Here is a 17803-nt window from a genome sequence, read left to right as displayed (position 1 = left end):
TTCATTGATTAAGATTAATAACCTGGGTTTTGAGATAACTTAGAGTTTTCATCAATTGCATTCTGAGGAATAGGAAGCAGATACGAATCTTTCGAGAAGTTGTATTCTAAAGTCTTACGCCCAGAATCATTGCTAAAGACATCGTTCATCACCTCTTCAACTTTGTCAAGTCTTACCAAGTCGAACCAACGCTGACCCTCAAAAGCCAATTCCATACGTCTCTCTTTAAGCAGGGCATCAAGTAGTACATTCTTATCGGCCTTATCTGTACCTTTCAGTTTAGGCAGCTTAGCACGAGTACGTATCTGGTCAATAATTGTTGCAGCCTCTGCCAATTGTGGAGTGTCAGACAGGATGAGTGCCTCCGCTTTTAGTAGTAAAATATCAGCATAACGATATTTAATAATACTGCTGTATGCTGAACGACATTTATACATAAACGGATAATTATCTGCTGGGTAATAGATGCTCCAGCTCGCTTTATAATAAACAACAGACTCTTCAAAACGAACCTTATCTCCTTCTGATGTATAAAGCTTAATCAGGTCTCTAGATGGTGTAATCCACTTAGCCCAAGTAAAGTTGGTGTTCCAGTTTACAAGGTCTCTACCATACATCCATGTACACCAGTTTCCATTACCTGGGAAGAACTGTGCCTCAAGGATAGACTCTTTTGTATTTCTTTGTTTAGCATCAGTAACCGCTTCGTTCATACCAAATAGATTACTAAAGTCGGGCTCTAAATCAAAACCATCAGCAGCCAATTCGTCTGCATATTGAATCACTTTATTGTAATCTCTCAATGGTTTTTCAGCATATACTTTTGCAAGAAGTGCCTTTGCTACCGATTTTGTGAATAGTGTTTTATCCGCAGGGTTATTCTTTGAAGCATCTTCTATACCCTCCAGCAAATCTTTCTCTATCTGTCTATAAACCTCTATTTCTTCATTTTGCTCTGGAAAATATTGATCGTATATCTCTCCTATATTTTCCGAAGTAATGTCTCCTGCAACACTTGTAATTACAGGTACTCTACCCCACATCCTAACCATATCAAAATAGATGATGGCACGGTAAATTTTAGCCTCAGCTTTAAATTGTCTCTTTTCAGCATCAGATAGAGCGGGATCGGTCACCTCGTCAATATTACAAATTAACTTATTAGCTAATCCTACATTAGCAAGATGCCTGTTCCAGTCACGATCCATTACCGAGTTTGAACCTTCAATACTATTGTTTTCAAACGGAACGACCTCTGCACCAGTCGTACCAGCGTAAGCATTGTCGGAGTGCGACTCTGCTACCAGTAAAAGGTCAAGATACCAATGCTCTTGTCCATCTCTAAGTGTTTTATAGATAGATTGTCGGTGGTTAACCACTGCCTCTTTATCTTTAAATACCACCTCTTTATCTTTGTCCTGTACACCCTCTGTAACATCAGAATAGGTATCAATAGGGTTATAGCCGAGTGAGCAAGATGAGAGTATCATTACTCCACCTAGCATCATGCCACCAAATATGTTTTTGAATTTCATAATTTTAGATTTTTAGAATTGAACATTAAGGCCCATAACAAAAGATCTACTGTGTGGGTAAGTCCCCCAGTCTATTCCTTGCACCGCACCACTATTACCCCATTGATTCACTTCTGGATCCATGCCCGAATAGTTTGTCCAAGTATATAAGTTTGATATAGATAGATAAGGCTGGAAACGGCTAATACCCAGTTTTTCTAAAAGTTTAGCCTTTACATCATACGATAATGAGATGTTCTTTATCTTCAGATAACTACCGTTTTCAATAAAGTAAGAAGAGTTCTTTATGTTGTAATTGGCACGAGGTACACTTGTGATTTGTCCAGGTACTCTCCATCTGTCTAACACTTTTCTTAATTGATTTTTACCGTCATACATACCCTCTGTTTCAATACGAGAAGCATTGTAGATGTCATTACCATGAGAACCTTGAATAAAGATGCTTAGGTTGAAGTTTTTCCAGGAGAAGTTGTTCGTCAATCCATATGTAAAGTCTGGATTCGGATCACCAATGAAAGTACGGTCTGTAGATGTTATTTTACCATCTCCATTTATATCGCGATAAATCATATCACCTGTTTCTGGATCAACTCCATCGCTAATGTATCCGTAGAAACCACCTAAAGATCTACCTGGTTGATTTCTTACCACAGGTTCGTGAAGTACATCAGCAGTCCAACCGTCTGTATAAATCTGTTTTAGCTCTAGTTTGTTCAGTTTATTTTTATTGAATGATATGTTAAAATCAGTGTCCCATGCAAAATCTCCGACAAGATTTTTAGAGCTTACACTAAACTCAATCCCCTTGTTGGTCATCTCACCCTCGTTACGCTGAATTGTATTGGCCGCAGCAGCACCTGTAGGTAACGATACCCACATCAGCATATCCTTTGTTCTCTTGTAGTAGTAATCTACATTTACCGTTAAACGGCTTTTAAAAGCAGTAAAGTCAAAGCCTAAGTTTGTTTGGGTAGTTGTTTCCCATTTCAAATCTTTAGTTCTTAAGTTGGCCTGTGTAAGAATAGGTAGTGAGTTTCCTGCACCTGCTTCAAACCACTCTACCCGACGTAGATTATAGCGTTGTAGATACGCATAATCACCAATACCAGATTGGTTACCTGTCTGTCCCCATCCTCCACGAATTTTCAAATCATCTAGCCAATCTAGGCTTTCCATAAACTTTTCGGAAGAGATTCTCCAGGCAGCAGAGAACGATGGGAAAGTACCCCATCTATGATCTGGATGAAGTTTTGAAGAACCATCTGCACGCAAATTGGCAGTTAGTAAGTATTTGCTCTCATAATTGTAAGATGCACGTCCAAAGTAAGACATGATCCCCCATTGAGATGCACCACTACCTGTTCCGTCCCATGATATCTTATTAGCTGCATTTACAGTCTGTATCGCATCTGATAAGAAGTGAGAGCCATTAATCCAGTTGTTATTGTAATCTGAATCTGTCCAAGAACTACCAGCCATAACATCCAGATTATGCTTATTAAAACTCTTGTTGTAGGTAACAATATTATCAAATGTAATCACCGTATTGGTATTTCTATTGTCCCACGCATTACCCCAATCGTCTCTATCCTCTGCATGTACAGGAGGTACAAAACCTTTCGAGTGCGCATTCCGTCTATCTAATGTGATAGATGTTCTAAAATCCAATTCTGGCAGAATAGTAATAGTAGCATTACCTGATGCAATCAGACGGTTTTCTTTATTCTTATTGTTCTTATCATTCTCAATATTCTCCACTGGATTGGCTATGTTCATTCCATAGAAAGAGCGATTATACAAACCCGTTGTGGCATCTTTAATACCTATAGTAGTTGGTAGGTTTACGACTGATAAGACAACACCACCACGGTTTGAGCCCTGTCCTGTTGTAATACCATTCGATGTATTGTCCGAGTACGATATATTAGCACTTACCTTCAACCATTTACGAATTTGGTTGTCAATATTTGCTCTAAAGTTATAGCGTTTAAACATGGCTGCATCTAGCACTCCTTTTTCATCTAAATATCCTGCTGATAAGAAGTATTTCAACTTTTCTGTTCCGTCGGATACCGATACTTGGTAACTCTGTGTTAATCCTGTTTGGTACACCTCGTCAAACCAGTTAATAACATCTGTAGTACCCTCTGGCACATTAATAATCTTAATCTCGTCTTGCAACTCTTTATATTCTGCCGCATTCAAAGATTTCATTTTATTAGATACCCTATTCATGGTAAGCTGTGCATTGAAATCAATCTTTGCATTGCCCGCTTGGCCCTTCTTTGTAGTAACCAGAACTACACCATTTGCAGCTCTAGAACCGTATATGGCAGCAGAAGAGGCATCTTTTAAAATCTGAATATCAGCAATATCATTAGGAGACAAAAAATTTAAATTATCTACAGGCACACCATCCACGACATACAGCGGGTCATTACTACCGTTGAAAGAGGTTGTACCACGCACACGAATAACCATCTCGCCACCTGGAGCACCATTTGGCTGTGAAACCGATACCCCTGCAGCTTTACCTTGAATGGCTTGTCCAGCAGATATTAAGGGCCTTTTATCAATGTCTTTGGTAGATACAGAAGAGATGGCAGTTGTTACATCTTTACGTTTTGCCGTACCGTAACCAATAACCACAACCTCGTCTAAAAATTCGGTAAATTCGCTCATCTTGATAACAAGATTCAATCCTGCTGCTACTTCAACAGATTCGTAGCCAATGTATGAGCATTGAAGAAGTGTTCCTTTTGGAACTTGCAGTGTAAATTCACCATCCATATTGGTGATGGTGCCCACTGATTTGTCTTTCTTAGACACAATAGATACACCAATTAATGTATCATTCGTATTGGCATCTAAAACTTTACCTTTTACTTGTATAACTTCTTGTGCATATGTTGGTATGGTAATACACAACAAAAACAGAAGCGAACAAGTCTTTAAAAGGAAGCATCCTTTTTTAAAGTGTTTCATCATAATAGTACGTATTAAATTTATTGTTTAAGTATGAAGTAATCACAAAAATGAATGCTTCATGCTTAAACATAAAAGTACATCTATTATGAACTCAAATATTTTCAAGGACTTAAAAAGTACCCAACCAAAATATCAATACATTGATAAACAGATGATTAATACTTATAAAAGAGCGTAAAAAGTACTTGATTTATATCAAATACAGGTGCTATCTTGTGCTTTTAAGCCCTATTTTCTTTACATAGTCTTCAAAATCGCCTCTTGTAACAGCTGATTTGTTCCTTACTTTCGTGCGGTAATTGTAAACAGTTCTTAAAGAATAGCGTAAGAAACTAGCTATCTTATTACTATCTGTAATACCCAATCTTATCAAGGCATAGATACGCAACTCTGTCGTTAGCAATTCATCTTGCTTCGGATAGATACGCTCTTCGGGCACCAATAGATTGTTGAACTCCTTGATAAAGTCGGGGTATATATTTAAGAATATAGAGTCAAACTTAGCATATAACTCCATCAACTCGGCCTCAACAATAGCTTTAGACTTCAACATTCTGAAGAGGTCATCCAGCTGATTATTCTTGGCTTTTCGATTCAGTTCTTTACGGTAGTTCTCAATTTTTTCAATATACTCCGAGCATTGATCAAAGAATCTGCCAATATATTCCTCTTTCACGTGGTTTGCCTCTTCCAGATGGATGTTAGACATCTGCAGCTCATCATTTAGCTCAGTTAGTTGTTTATTGGTCTTCTTAAGCTGATTTTTAATCCGAGCCAATTTCTTCATCTGTTTATATATATAAACCATCACCACGATAAGAAGCAATGAGAGTAAACTTATCAGTAGCAAAGAAAACTGTAATGTCTCCTTTTGAGAAGCCTCTTTGGCTTGAAAAGCTGAATTTATAATCGGATAAAACTCGGAACTCTCTATTGTTCTGTACCGCACATTGCAGAATACAGCATCATTCATGGCCGATTGAATGTATCGATATGCATTATCAATCTCACCCAATTCGTAACAAGTTAGCGCTAAGTTCTGAAACGAAGCATTGTCTTTAATACTATTTATAACATCACAAATAGCCGATATGGAGAAGTATTTCTTCTGCAAAGCCAAATTACTCTTACGCTTATAAGTGTATCCTAAAAAATAGGCTATGCTAGCACGTTCTGGATTGGTGTCGTCCGCTTGGCTCAGCAACTTTTCAAAAGCAGCTATCGCCTCATCTTCTTTGTAAGAGTAGAGCAGTTTTTTAGTATTTTCCAACTGATATTCAAAAGAGTTTTGATCTAAAATATTCAGAAGCGAATCCCTATACAGTTCACTCTCCATATAATATTTATTATCGTTGTTACTCAATCCGTAATGCGAATAAAAATCGTTATAGGTACGGTAATAAGAGCAAAGTAGGTCGAAGGTTAGTTTTTTCTTATCTATGTTTTGTAAAATATCGTTCGCTTCAATGTATTTCCCCTTCGTAGAATATAACCACGCCAGGTTAAGTTGGGCATTAATCAGTAAAGTATCGTTTTCACTCTTTTGGGACAACGAAATATTTTCAAGCATATAGTGTACGGCCGAATCTGTTTTAAACTTACTATACTCTTGGTACATTTTTTCATTCAGCTCATACTTCTGCATATCTGTTAAGCTAGCCAAGGAAAGCACCTCTCTAAAACTAGATATTCGTTTCTCTTTCTCCTTGACATAAATTTCTTTCTGATTCAGAGCCTCATTCAGTTGAAAAGCAATAGAGTCGGGCAACATTGCATAAGAGATGCTGTTTGTCAATAAAAAAATAGAGAAAAGCAGTAATATAATTCGTTTCATAGTAACTCCAATCAAGTAAATTTTATAGAATAGGATTAGTGTCAAAGATAGCACACCCATTTAAAGAGGGGATCTAATAGAGAAAGATATCAAATTTGGCGCACCAACAGATGGATGCTATATCTATTGAATTGTGCATTTTATGTTATCTGTCTGGAGCTTCACCTTCAAAGGAGCGCTGTTTACAACGCCTCCTCCTACTGAATGTATAGCTTATAACAAATCTAAAAATAATAATCTAATTCTAGCACATACAACCAAGTTATATACCAGAAGTATAAATCCATTAGCAAGGTATTCACACAAATACAACACTGGACTGACTACTTTGCCTACACAAGTAGTTAGGGGATAGAACTACCTTTATCCAATAAAATAAAAAAGTATACAACCAAAAGTTTAAAGAAAACACAGTCAAACTCAGTTTGCTCGTGAGTTATGCAAATTCCACAACTTTTCAGGAAAAGTCATTAAACCACCTAGGTGTTATTTTGCACTAAGTAAGAGATGATTAAAGCAAATTTAGTTAAAAAGCAAGTACATCCGAAAAGTTATTCCTAAATTTGTGCGAAAACAAATGAGATAAGACAATCTATCTTAGAGCTTGTTTTCGTTAAAATTGTATTTATCTCTATGATTATTACTTACCATACCGATGGGGTTGAAATGCCCCAACTTGACGAAAACTTTATTCAACTATGGATAAAGAAAATAGCTTCTAAATATAATCGAAGAGTGGGAGAAATCACGTATATCTTTTGCTCCGATGAAAAAATATTAGAGGTAAATAAAGCTTATTTACAACACGACTACTACACCGATATTATTACTTTTGACTACTGTAAGGGCGACCTTATTGCGGGCGATTTATTTATTAGCTTGGATACAGTCAAAAGCAATTCAGAGCAATTAAGCACCCCCTATACTGAAGAGTTCCTACGAACCGTTATTCACGGCATTCTTCACTTGTGTGGAATCAATGATAAAGGGCCTGGAGAACGCGAAATTATGGAACAACAAGAAAATGAAGCTCTTGCCGAATACAAGCTTATCGCCAATACGCCCAGCTTATAATGACGAAACAATATTTTAGATTGGTACCCTTCGAGTACCTTAATTTAAATTTGACTTCCAATGAAATTCAACTATGATGTAATTGTTATTGGTGCAGGACATGCCGGTTGTGAAGCTGCTGTTGCTGCTGCACGATTGGGATCTAAAACCTGCCTGATAACAATGGATATGAATAAGATTGCACAGATGAGTTGCAATCCAGCCATTGGCGGTATAGCCAAAGGCCAAATCGTTCGTGAGATAGACGCCCTTGGTGGTGAGATGGGATTAATAACCGACCGCACCGCCATACAGTTTAGAATGCTTAACCGTTCTAAGGGGCCTGCAATGTGGAGCCCTCGAGCACAAAGTGATCGCAATAAATATATTTGGGAATGGAGAGAAATACTCGACAGAACCGACAACTTGGAGATTTGGCAAGACAGCGTAAAAGAGCTGATTGTTGAAGATGGTGTTGTTGTGGGCTTAACCACACTCTGGGAGGTAACCTTCAATGCAAAATGCATAATCATCACTGCGGGTACTTTCCTTAATGGATTGATGCACGTGGGTAAAGTTCAACTTCCTGGAGGAAGAATGGCTGAGCCTGCTAGCTACTTTCTAACCGAGTCAATCACGAAGCACGGTATCCATACCGACAGAATGAAGACCGGAACTCCCGTAAGAATTGATGCCCGAAGTGTTGACTTCAGCCTGATGGAGCCCCAAGATGGAGAGAGTGATTTTCACAAATTCTCATTCTTAGATACAGGCGAGAAAAGACTAGATCCTCTACCCTGCTGGACTTGTTATACCACGCCTGAATGTCACGATGTATTGAGAAAAGGTCTTGAAGACTCACCACTATACAACGGACAAATTCAAAGTATAGGCCCACGCTATTGCCCAAGTGTAGAGACTAAAATTGTCAACTTCCCCGATAAAGACAAACATCAATTGTTTCTCGAACCCGAAGGAACTGACACCAACGAAATGTACCTAAATGGATTTTCGTCATCACTCCCTATGGATATCCAATTGGAGGCTTTAAGAAAAGTCCCAGCCTTTAGAGATGTAAAAGTTTATCGGCCTGGCTATGCCATAGAGTACGATTTCTTTGACCCAACACAACTCACCCATACCCTAGAGTCGAAGCTAGTAAAGAACTTATTCTTTGCAGGGCAAGTCAACGGTACCACAGGTTATGAAGAGGCCGCAGCCCAGGGTTTGATGGCTGGGATTAATGCTCACATGAACTGTGTAGGCGGCCAGGAGTTTGTGCTCGGCAGAGATGAAGCTTATATCGGGGTGCTAATTGACGACTTGGTTACAAAAGGTGTTGATGAACCTTATCGTATGTTTACCTCTCGAGCTGAGTACAGAATATTACTCCGTATGGATGATGCCGATATGCGTTTAACACCAAAAGGTAGAGCAATAGGATTGGTTAGTGATGAACGCTTTGCACTTTACGAAAGCAAAAAAGCACATATAGAGCGACTCATGGACTTTGCTACAAACTATTCTATCAAGGGAGAACAGGTTAACGCTACACTCGAAAGCCTTGGAACAACTCCCCTAAAACACGGTTGCAAACTAATTGACTTGTTAACCCGTCCACAGATTAGTTTTGCCAACATACAAGATGCCCTTCCTAAGTTCAAAGAAGAGATCGACAAAATAGAGAATCGCAAAGAAGAGATAGTAGAAGCAGTCGAGATTTTAATCAAATATAGTGGCTACATTGAAAGAGAAAGCCAGATTGCAGAAAAGACAAAGCGACTAGAGAATATCAAGATCCGAGGCAAATTCGATTACAGCAAACTTCCATCACTCTCTTACGAAGCCAGAGAGAAACTACAGAAAATAGACCCTGAGAACATTGCACAAGCAAGCCGAATTCCAGGCGTATCGCCTAGCGATATCAATGTATTGCTAGTACTAATAAGAAAGTAATTGTTACACGTGGAACATTCGATTATAACAAATAAAGAAATGACTAGAGAAGAATTAATCAAAGAAATCAGAACGGTTAAAGACTTCCCAATAGAAGGGATTTTATTTTATGATATAACCACCCTATTTAAAAATGCAGAAGCACTCAAACAACTTGGCGACACCTTGTATGAGATGTACAAAGATAAAGGAATAACAAAGGTTATAGGAATAGAATCAAGAGGCTTTATCATGGGCCCTATCTTAGCAACAAAACTTGGAGCAGGATTTGTCACGATTAGAAAGCCTGGGAAACTACCAGCCGACACAATCGAGGAATCCTACGAAAAAGAGTATGGCATAGATACCATCCAAATGCACAGAGATGCAATCACCGAAGACGACGTAGTGCTAATTCACGATGACCTACTAGCGACAGGAGGAACTATGAAAGCTGCAATAAAACTAGTCAACCAACTCAAGCCAAAAAACGTTCTAGTCAACTTTATTATAGAGCTCAAACAGCTCGATGGACGAAAAGAGTTTTCAGAAGAGACACCAGTAGACAGTGTACTGAAGCTATAGAATATAACACACAGAAGAAACGCCGCAATTATCGCGGCGTTTCTTTATATTTGTACTGTTCAGTATTTTAAACCAACTATGTTACACGTGGAACAATGAGCAAGGAGAACAGAAATAAGAAAGATGATTACAAGCTACACTTAAGCACAATCGTAGGTAGCTTGCCTGAGACACCTGGCATATACCAGTACTTCGACGATAACGACAAAATAATCTACGTAGGTAAAGCAAAGAACTTAAAGAAGCGAGTCTCCTCCTATTTCAACAAAGACCACAAGTCGAACAAGACAACCGTACTCGTTCGACGAATAAGGAATATAAAATACATTATTGTTAATAGCGAACAAGATGCACTACTGCTTGAAAACAACCTGATAAAAGAGCACCAACCACGCTACAACGTACTACTCAAAGATGATAAGACCTATCCATCAATATGTGTGCAAAACGAATATTTCCCAAGAGTATTCAGAACACGGAAGATCATCAAAAATGGTTCAACATACTTTGGCCCATACACGCATCTTCCTGCAATGCACAACCTACTAAGCATAATAAAAAAGATATACCCCATACGAACTTGTAAGCATCTCTTATCACCCGATAACATAAGTGCAGGAAAGTTCAAAGTCTGCTTGGAATACCATATCAAAAACTGCTTAGGTCCATGCGAAGGATTACAGTCGCAAGAAGATTACCTCAAGGACATAGAGGAGGTTAAGCAAATACTCAAAGGGAATACACGAGAAATAGCAGATAAACTCAAAGAGCAAATGCACCATTACGCAGAACAAATGGATTATGAAAAGGCACAAGAGTACAAACAAAAACTGACCTTACTGGAAAGCTACAGAAACAAATCCGAGGTAGTAAGTACACTTATCCACAACATCGATGTATTTACAATAGAAGAAGATGGCGAACGATCAGCCTACATAAACTACCTACACATCGAGAATGGAGCCATAAATCAGGCCTACACTTTTGAGTATAGGAAACGACTCAGCGAATCAAAAGAGGACCTACTAATCATGGGTATCGTAGAGATGAGGAACAGGTTTGGCAGCCAAGCCAAAGAGATTGTAACACCCATGGAGCTAGATATAGAACTCAAAGAGATTAAGTTTACCGTACCTCAACGAGGTGAAAAGAAAAAGCTTCTAGACCTTTCTCAACTCAATGCAAAGCAATATAAAGCCGATCGACTAAAACAAGCTGAGAAGCTCAACCCTGCACAGCGAAGCATGCGACTGCTTCGAGAAATACAAGAAAAGCTACAACTCAAAAAGCTACCCATGCACATTGAGAGTTTTGATAACTCAAACATTCAAGGGAGTGATGCCGTAGCTGCCTGTATAGTTTTCAAACAAGGTAAACCTTCAAAAGACGACTACAGGAAATACAATATTAAGACCGTTGAGGGTCCCGACGATTATGCTTCGATGCACGAGGTTGTACTCAGAAGATACAAGCGACTAATAGAAACAGAGCAATCCCTACCCGACCTGATAATAACTGACGGTGGTAAAGGGCAAATAGAAGTAGTTCGAAAAGCTTTGGAAGAACTCAATATCAACATACCTATAGCAGGTCTAGCAAAGGATAAAAAACACCGTACGTCAGAACTGTTATTTGGATTTCCTGCAATGACAATAGGAATGGAACCGAGCAGTGCATTATTCAAATTTATGGAGAGACTCCAGGATGAGGTACACCGTTTCGCCATCAAGTTCCACCGCGACAAAAGAAGCAAAAGACAAGTACAATCTGAGCTTGATACAATAAAGGGTATAGGGCCTAAAACAAAAGAGCAATTGCTCAAGGAGTATAAGAGTATCAAAAGAGTCAAAGAAGCAACGATAGAAGAACTAACACAATCGGTTGGAAAAACAAAAGCAACTCTACTATGGGAGAGCTTTCATAAAAAAGATTAAGTAGTTATAGATATCTTTTATATTTATAACTTTGTAGTAAAATACAAAAGCTATGAGAATTGTTATACAAAGAGTATCGGAGTCAGCCGTAAGAATAGACAATGAAATCAAAGCAGAAATAACTAAGGGACTGCTTATCTTACTCGGCATAGAAGATTCAGATAATCAGGAAGATATTGAGTGGCTATCAAATAAAATTGTTAACTTAAGAATCTTTGATGATCAAGATGGCGTAATGAATAAATCAATCCAAGATATTGGTGGTGACATCTTATTAATAAGTCAATTTACATTGCATGCCTCTACGAAAAAAGGTAATAGACCTTCATACATTAAGGCTGCTAAGCCCGATATAGCCATACCGCTCTATCAGGCATTTATAGAGACGATAGAGTTAAAACTAGGCAAACCCATAGGGACAGGAGAGTTTGGCGCAGACATGAAGGTAAGCCTAGTAAACGATGGACCTGTAACCATATGCATGGACACCAAAAACAAAGAGTAATGAGCATAGACGAGGCACAGCAAATGGTAGATCTATGGATTAAGACCACTGGAGTAAGATATTTCAACGAGCTAACAAACATGACTATACTAACCGAGGAAGTTGGAGAATTGGCTCGTGTAATGGCTAGAAAGTATGGAGAGCAATCGTTTAAAGCAGGAGAAAAAGACAATATTAGCGAAGAGTTAGCTGACATACTCTGGGTGTTACTTTGCCTAGCAAACCAAACAGATGTAAATTTAACTCAGGCTCTAAAAGATAGTTTTGAAAAGAAGACTAAGCGAGATAAAGAAAGACATATCCAAAATGCTAAATTAAAATAATTATGGCTGACAAAGATTTAACTAAGTATGAACTTGCACTTAGCAAGTACAACACCGATATCAAAGATTCAGATGTAAAGAGTAGTTTAGAAAAACTACTTGAAAAGAATCTAGAAAAAAACGACACACAGGAAGTAAAGAAGCTGCTATTCAACTGTGTTGATTTGACAACACTTCAAACAACAGATAGTCAAGAAAGTGTTCTCAAATTTACCGAGAAAGTAAATCAATTTGACGACGAATATCCAGAATTAGGACATGTTGCAGCCATCTGTGTTTATCCCAACTTTGCCAAGATTGTGAGTCAAACTCTAGAGGTAGATGATGTACAGGTTACCTGTGTATCTGGAGGATTCCCCTCGTCACAAACCTATATCGAAGTTAAAATTGCAGAGACATCAATGGCGCTATATGAGGGAGCAACTGAAATTGACATTGTGATTAATGTTGGAAGCTTCTTAAGCGGAGACTACGAATCGATGTGCGAAGAGGTTGAAGAACTTAAAGAGGTTTGCAAAGACCACCACATGAAAGTTATTCTTGAGACAGGAGCTCTAAAAACAGCAGCAAACATCAAGAAAGCATCTATCTTATCAATGTATAGTGGCGCCGACTTCATCAAAACCTCAACAGGTAAATTAGAACCAGCTGCAACACCAGAAGCTGCATATGTAATGTGTCAAGCCATAAAAGAATACTACCTAGAAACAGGCCGAAAAGTTGGATTTAAACCAGCAGGTGGATTATCGACAGTAAAGGATGCATTAATCTATTATACTATAGTAAAAGAGATTCTAGGCGAGGAGTGGTTAAACAACAAACTGTTCAGACTAGGAACAAGTAGACTAACCAACCTCCTACTATCGGAAATTAAAGGTACAGAGATCAATTTCTTTTAAGTAAGAGATAAACATAAACCACAAAGTAGCCTCTTTGATAGTATCAATTATCAAAGAGGCTACTTTATTTAAGGCAAACCCTAGAGATAAAAAAGCAGAACAAGTTTTAAAACTAATTCTGCTAAATCATAATTTAATATTACTTCAATCCGAGTCCTATTTCTTGCGGAGAACAACATAATCTAAATAGCGGATCAAAGATTGACGCGCATCATTATCGGGGAAGTCAGAGAGAATATCCAACGCTTTTTGACGATAAGAAAGCATCGTTTCTTCGGCATATTCAATTCCTCCATTGGCTAAAACAAAATCAATAAACTGATTAATCTCTTCAGATGTAGCATCTCCACCTTTGATACGATAAGCTGCATCAATAACTTCCGCAGTTGCTTTATTATTTAAGACATAAAGCGATGGTAAAGTAAGTTTTCCTTCAAGCATATCGTTACCCGTTGGCTTCCCAATATCTGAAGAAGCATAATAGTCGAAAATATCATCGCGAATTTGGAAACAGATTCCCATGTATTCACCAAACTTAGTAGCCAAATCAACCTCCTGGTCCGAAGCTCCAGCAGACAAAGCAGCAACACGAGTACAAGCAGCAAAAAGAGCCGCTGTTTTTTTATAAATAACACTGAAGTATACCTCTTCTGAGAATTCTCTATTTGCAATATTAGACAATTGGAGTATCTCACCATCTGCCAATTGCTGCCCTAGTTTAGCAACAACATCAATGATACGATAGTCACGAGAAAGGCTCACTTGAACAAGGCTAGTTGCAAGTAAAAAGTCACCAACAAGTACAGATACCTTATTATTGAAAAGTGCATTAACAGAGAGTTGACCTCTACGTTGGTCGCTTTCATCAACAACATCGTCGTGCACCAAACTTGCAGTATGAAGTAATTCTAAAGATACAGCTGAATGAATAGCTTGGTTACTAACAGAACCATAGAGTTTGGCCAAAAGTAGTACAAGTAAAGGACGCATCATTTTACCGTTCCGCTTACGAATATGATCAATAGCTCCCATCAATAAAGGGTTCGAGCTTGTAAGCGACTCATCGAAAGTCACTTGAAACTGAGCAAGCTCTTGCTCAATAGGTTTGCGTATTTCTGATAGTAAACTCATCTGCATTCGGGTTTGGATACAAAAGTAACAATAAAAGCATTAATACCTTATTTTTTGCTACTTTTACATGTAAAATTAGTATTTATATGGAACAAACAACTAAACTTTTTCTATTGGATGCCTATGCTTTGATTTACAGAGCATATTATGCATTTATAAGAAATCCAAGGGTCAATTCGAAGGGATTAAACACCTCAGCGATACTCGGATTTGTAAACACATTAGAAGAGGTCTTAAATAAGGAACAGCCAACCCATATTGGTATAGCATTTGATCCTGCCGGACCAACCTTCAGACATAAAGCCTTCGAAGATTATAAAGCACAGAGAGAAGCTACACCCGAGGATATTAAGCTAGCTGTGCCAATAATTAAGGAGATAATCAAAGCTTACCATATCCCCATCTTAGAAGTTGCAGGATATGAAGCGGATGATGTTATCGGGACACTTGCAAAACAAGCACATGAGCAAGGCATAACAACCTATATGATGACCCCCGATAAAGATTATGCTCAACTTGTAGATACTAACATATTCATGTACCGACCCAAATATGGCGATAGAGATTTTGAAGTCTTGGGTCCAAAAGAGATTATCGAAAAATATGAGATTGAGCACCAATCACAGATTATAGATTTACTTGGACTAATGGGTGATGCCTCCGATAATATTCCTGGCTGCCCGGGTGTGGGAATTAAAACTGCACAAAAACTTATTGCAGAATTTGGCTCTATTGAAAATCTTATAGAAAACACAGACAAGTTAAAAGGTGCAATCAAGAAAAAGGTTGAAGAAAATATTGAGCAAATTAAATTCTCTAAATTTTTAGCTACAATCAAAGTTGATGTACCCATAGAGCTAAAATTGGAAAACCTTAAAAGAGAAACTATTGACAAAGTCAAAATCAGATCTCTCTTCGAAGAACTAGAGTTTAGAGCTTTGGCCGAAAGAATTCTAAAAGAGACAGAAGCTCCTACCCTATCAGCAAAATCTGGTCCAATTCAGGGCAATTTATTTGATGAAAATCCGCACTTCCCCACAGTGAGTTCAAAAGAAACGAAAAATACGGCAGTTGAAAGCATTAACAAAACGTACGAACTAGTTGATAACCTGATAGATATAGCCAAATTAGTCAAAAAACTAAGTAGCTATAAAGAAATTGCTCTAGATACCGAAACCACAGGTATAGAGGCAATGGAGGCAGAAATTGTTGGAATTAGCTTTTCGGTCAAAAAACACGAAGCATTCTATGTCCCATTTCCTGAAGATAAGGAGGAAACTCAAAAAAGGCTAGAACTCTTAAGACCAATCTTAGAAAATAAAGATTCGCTCAAAATTGGACAAAATATAAAGTATGATCTACTTATACTTAAAAACTACAACATCAATGTTGGAGGTCCACTTTTCGACACCATGATTGCTCACTATGTCGTTCAACCCGAATTAAGACATAATATGGATTACTTGGCAGAAATTTATTTAGGCCACACAACAATCCCTATTGAAGATCTAATTGGTCCAAAAGGTAAGAACCAGAAAAGTATGCGAGACCTGGATCCGAAAGATATCTATATCTACGGATGCGAAGATGCAGATATAACCTTGCAACTAAAAGAGAAGCTCGAAGAAGATCTAAAGAACAATAATGCCGACGAACTTTTCTATACCATAGAGATGCCACTTGTACCAGTATTGGTAGATATGGAGTTTGACGGTGTCCTTATAGACAAGGTTGCACTAAAAGCACTATCGACCGAATTCTCTGGAAGAATGAACATAATAGAAGAAGAGGTTAAAAAACTAGCTGGCGAAGACTTCAATGTTTCATCACCCAAACAAGTAGGCGAAATATTATTCGACAAACTGAAGATAGACGAAAAAGCTAAAAAGACAAAAACAGGGCAATACACAACATCCGAAGAGGTACTACAAAACTACAAAGACAAGCACCCTATCGTTGGAAAGATTCTCGATTACAGAGGACTTAAAAAACTAGTCAGTACTTACGTTGATGCTTTACCAAAACTAATCAATAAAAAAACAGGGAAACTACACACATCGTTCAACCAAACCATAACGGCAACAGGACGACTGAGCTCGAGCAATCCTAACTTGCAAAATATACCCATCCGTAACACAGATGGTAAGGAGATTAGAAAGGCTTTCATCCCCGACCCTGACTCTTTATTCTTCTCTGCAGATTACTCTCAAATAGAGCTAAGAATCATGGCCCATCTAAGTAAGGATCCAAATATGTTGGATGGCTTTAGACATGGAGATGATATTCATGCCTCTACTGCAGCTAAGATATATAAGGAGAAACTAGAAGATGTTACAAGCGACCAAAGAAGAAAAGCTAAAACGGCTAACTTCGGAATTATCTATGGTATATCTGTATTTGGACTTGCCGAAAGAATGCAAGTAGATCGTAAAGAAGCAAAAGACTTAATTGACGGTTACTTTGCGACCTATCCTGAGGTAAAAACCTATATGGATAGCTGCATAGAGGTGGCTAAAGAAAAAGGATATGTAGAAACCATATCGAATAGAAAACGCTTCTTACCCGATATCAATTCGAAGAATGGAGTTGTTAGAGGATTCTCTGAGAGAAATGCCATCAATGCTCCTATCCAAGGAAGCGCTGCAGACATTATAAAAATAGCGATGATCAATATCCATAAAAGATTTATTCATGAAGGCATAAAGTCAAAGATGATTTTACAAGTGCATGATGAGTTGAACTTTAGTGTCATTTTGAGTGAAAAGGAAAAAGTTCAACAAATTGTTATTGAAGAAATGGAGCGAGCTTACCCTCTATCAATTCCCTTAAAAGCCGATTATGGCTGGGGTAGCAACTGGTTGGAAGCACATTGATACCATTTTAATGTTATTTAACCATAAGTCAAAAAGACATATTTAGTGCATATCTATTAGCACTAAATCAATAAAAAAGTCAGCGAATAATCTCGCTGACTTTTTTATTGATCTAGACCAAACTTTTCGATAATCTCAAAATTAAACAGCATCAAATGCACCTGAAAATAGCCTATAAAAGCTTAGAATTAATAGAGTATAATTATTA

The 17803-nt window shown here is 38.0% G+C and carries 12 protein-coding genes; 8 read left to right on the top strand and 4 right to left on the bottom strand.

Translation table 11 applies throughout. The features are described 5' to 3' along the window. Nucleotides 1–14 precede the first annotated feature (14 nt). The 3 genes from B091_RS0100955 to B091_RS0100945 form a co-directional block, all read right to left on the bottom strand. A complete protein-coding gene (locus B091_RS0100955; RefSeq protein ID WP_018108126.1) occupies nt 15–1535 on the bottom strand; it encodes a RagB/SusD family nutrient uptake outer membrane protein in 1521 nt (506 codons plus the stop codon). Between the two features lie 12 nt (nt 1536–1547). Then, nucleotides 1548–4523 carry a SusC/RagA family TonB-linked outer membrane protein gene (locus B091_RS0100950; RefSeq protein ID WP_018108125.1) on the bottom strand — a complete coding sequence of 992 codons (2976 nt, stop codon included), beginning with the start codon at nt 4521–4523 and terminating at the stop codon, nt 1548–1550. A gap of 208 nt (nt 4524–4731) precedes the next feature. Then, the gene (locus tag B091_RS0100945) at nt 4732–6357 is read right to left on the bottom strand and encodes a DUF6377 domain-containing protein (RefSeq protein ID WP_025069331.1); all 1626 of its coding nucleotides are present in this window, start codon (nt 6355–6357) and stop codon (nt 4732–4734) included. 633 nt (nt 6358–6990) lie between these two features. Between B091_RS0100945 and ybeY the strand changes: the two genes are divergently transcribed. The 7 genes from ybeY to deoC all read left to right on the top strand — a co-directional run bounded on the left by ybeY (nt 6991) and on the right by deoC (nt 13591). After that, entirely contained in the window at nt 6991–7431 is a 441-nt protein-coding gene (gene ybeY, locus B091_RS0100940) for an rRNA maturation RNase YbeY (RefSeq protein ID WP_018108123.1), read from the top strand. A gap of 60 nt (nt 7432–7491) precedes the next feature. Further along, nucleotides 7492–9366 carry a tRNA uridine-5-carboxymethylaminomethyl(34) synthesis enzyme MnmG gene (mnmG, locus tag B091_RS0100935; RefSeq protein WP_018108122.1) on the top strand — a complete coding sequence of 625 codons (1875 nt, stop codon included), beginning with the start codon at nt 7492–7494 and terminating at the stop codon, nt 9364–9366. Between the two features lie 39 nt (nt 9367–9405). Further along, nucleotides 9406–9930: an adenine phosphoribosyltransferase gene (locus B091_RS0100930; protein WP_018108121.1), complete on the top strand. Its 525-nt coding sequence runs from the start codon at nt 9406–9408 to the stop codon at nt 9928–9930. Nucleotides 9931–10025: 95 nt separating this feature from the next. Continuing rightward, nucleotides 10026–11864, top strand: a complete 1839-nt coding sequence (gene uvrC / locus B091_RS0100925) for an excinuclease ABC subunit UvrC (RefSeq protein WP_018108120.1) — start codon at nt 10026–10028, stop codon at nt 11862–11864. A 52-nt stretch (nt 11865–11916) separates the two neighbouring features. Beyond that, complete coding sequence (dtd, locus tag B091_RS0100920) at nt 11917–12369, top strand: D-aminoacyl-tRNA deacylase (RefSeq protein ID WP_018108119.1); 453 nt, start codon at nt 11917–11919, stop codon at nt 12367–12369. Continuing rightward, nucleotides 12369–12692, top strand: coding sequence for a nucleotide pyrophosphohydrolase (locus B091_RS0100915; RefSeq protein WP_025069332.1), 324 nt, complete (start codon nt 12369–12371; stop codon nt 12690–12692). The genes dtd and B091_RS0100915 overlap by 1 nt, the downstream gene beginning before the upstream one ends. Before the next feature lie 2 nt (nt 12693–12694). Continuing rightward, a complete protein-coding gene (gene deoC, locus B091_RS0100910; protein WP_018108117.1) occupies nt 12695–13591 on the top strand; it encodes a deoxyribose-phosphate aldolase in 897 nt (298 codons plus the stop codon). Nucleotides 13592–13747: 156 nt separating this feature from the next. On the opposite strand, the gene B091_RS0100905 is transcribed toward deoC, so the two are convergent. Further along, entirely contained in the window at nt 13748–14722 is a 975-nt protein-coding gene (locus B091_RS0100905; protein WP_025069333.1) for a polyprenyl synthetase family protein, read from the bottom strand. A gap of 86 nt (nt 14723–14808) precedes the next feature. Here B091_RS0100905 and polA point away from each other — a divergent pair, with 86 nt between their 5' ends. Beyond that, the gene (gene polA, locus B091_RS0100900) at nt 14809–17595 is read left to right on the top strand and encodes a DNA polymerase I (protein ID WP_018108115.1); all 2787 of its coding nucleotides are present in this window, start codon (nt 14809–14811) and stop codon (nt 17593–17595) included. The last annotated feature ends 208 nt before the right edge of the window (nt 17596–17803 follow it).

Source organism: Bacteroides propionicifaciens DSM 19291 = JCM 14649 (genome assembly GCF_000375405.1).
In the GTDB taxonomy this organism is placed as follows: domain Bacteria; phylum Bacteroidota; class Bacteroidia; order Bacteroidales; family Bacteroidaceae; genus Bacteroides_E; species Bacteroides_E propionicifaciens.
This window is presented reverse-complemented; position numbering and strand designations above follow the sequence as displayed.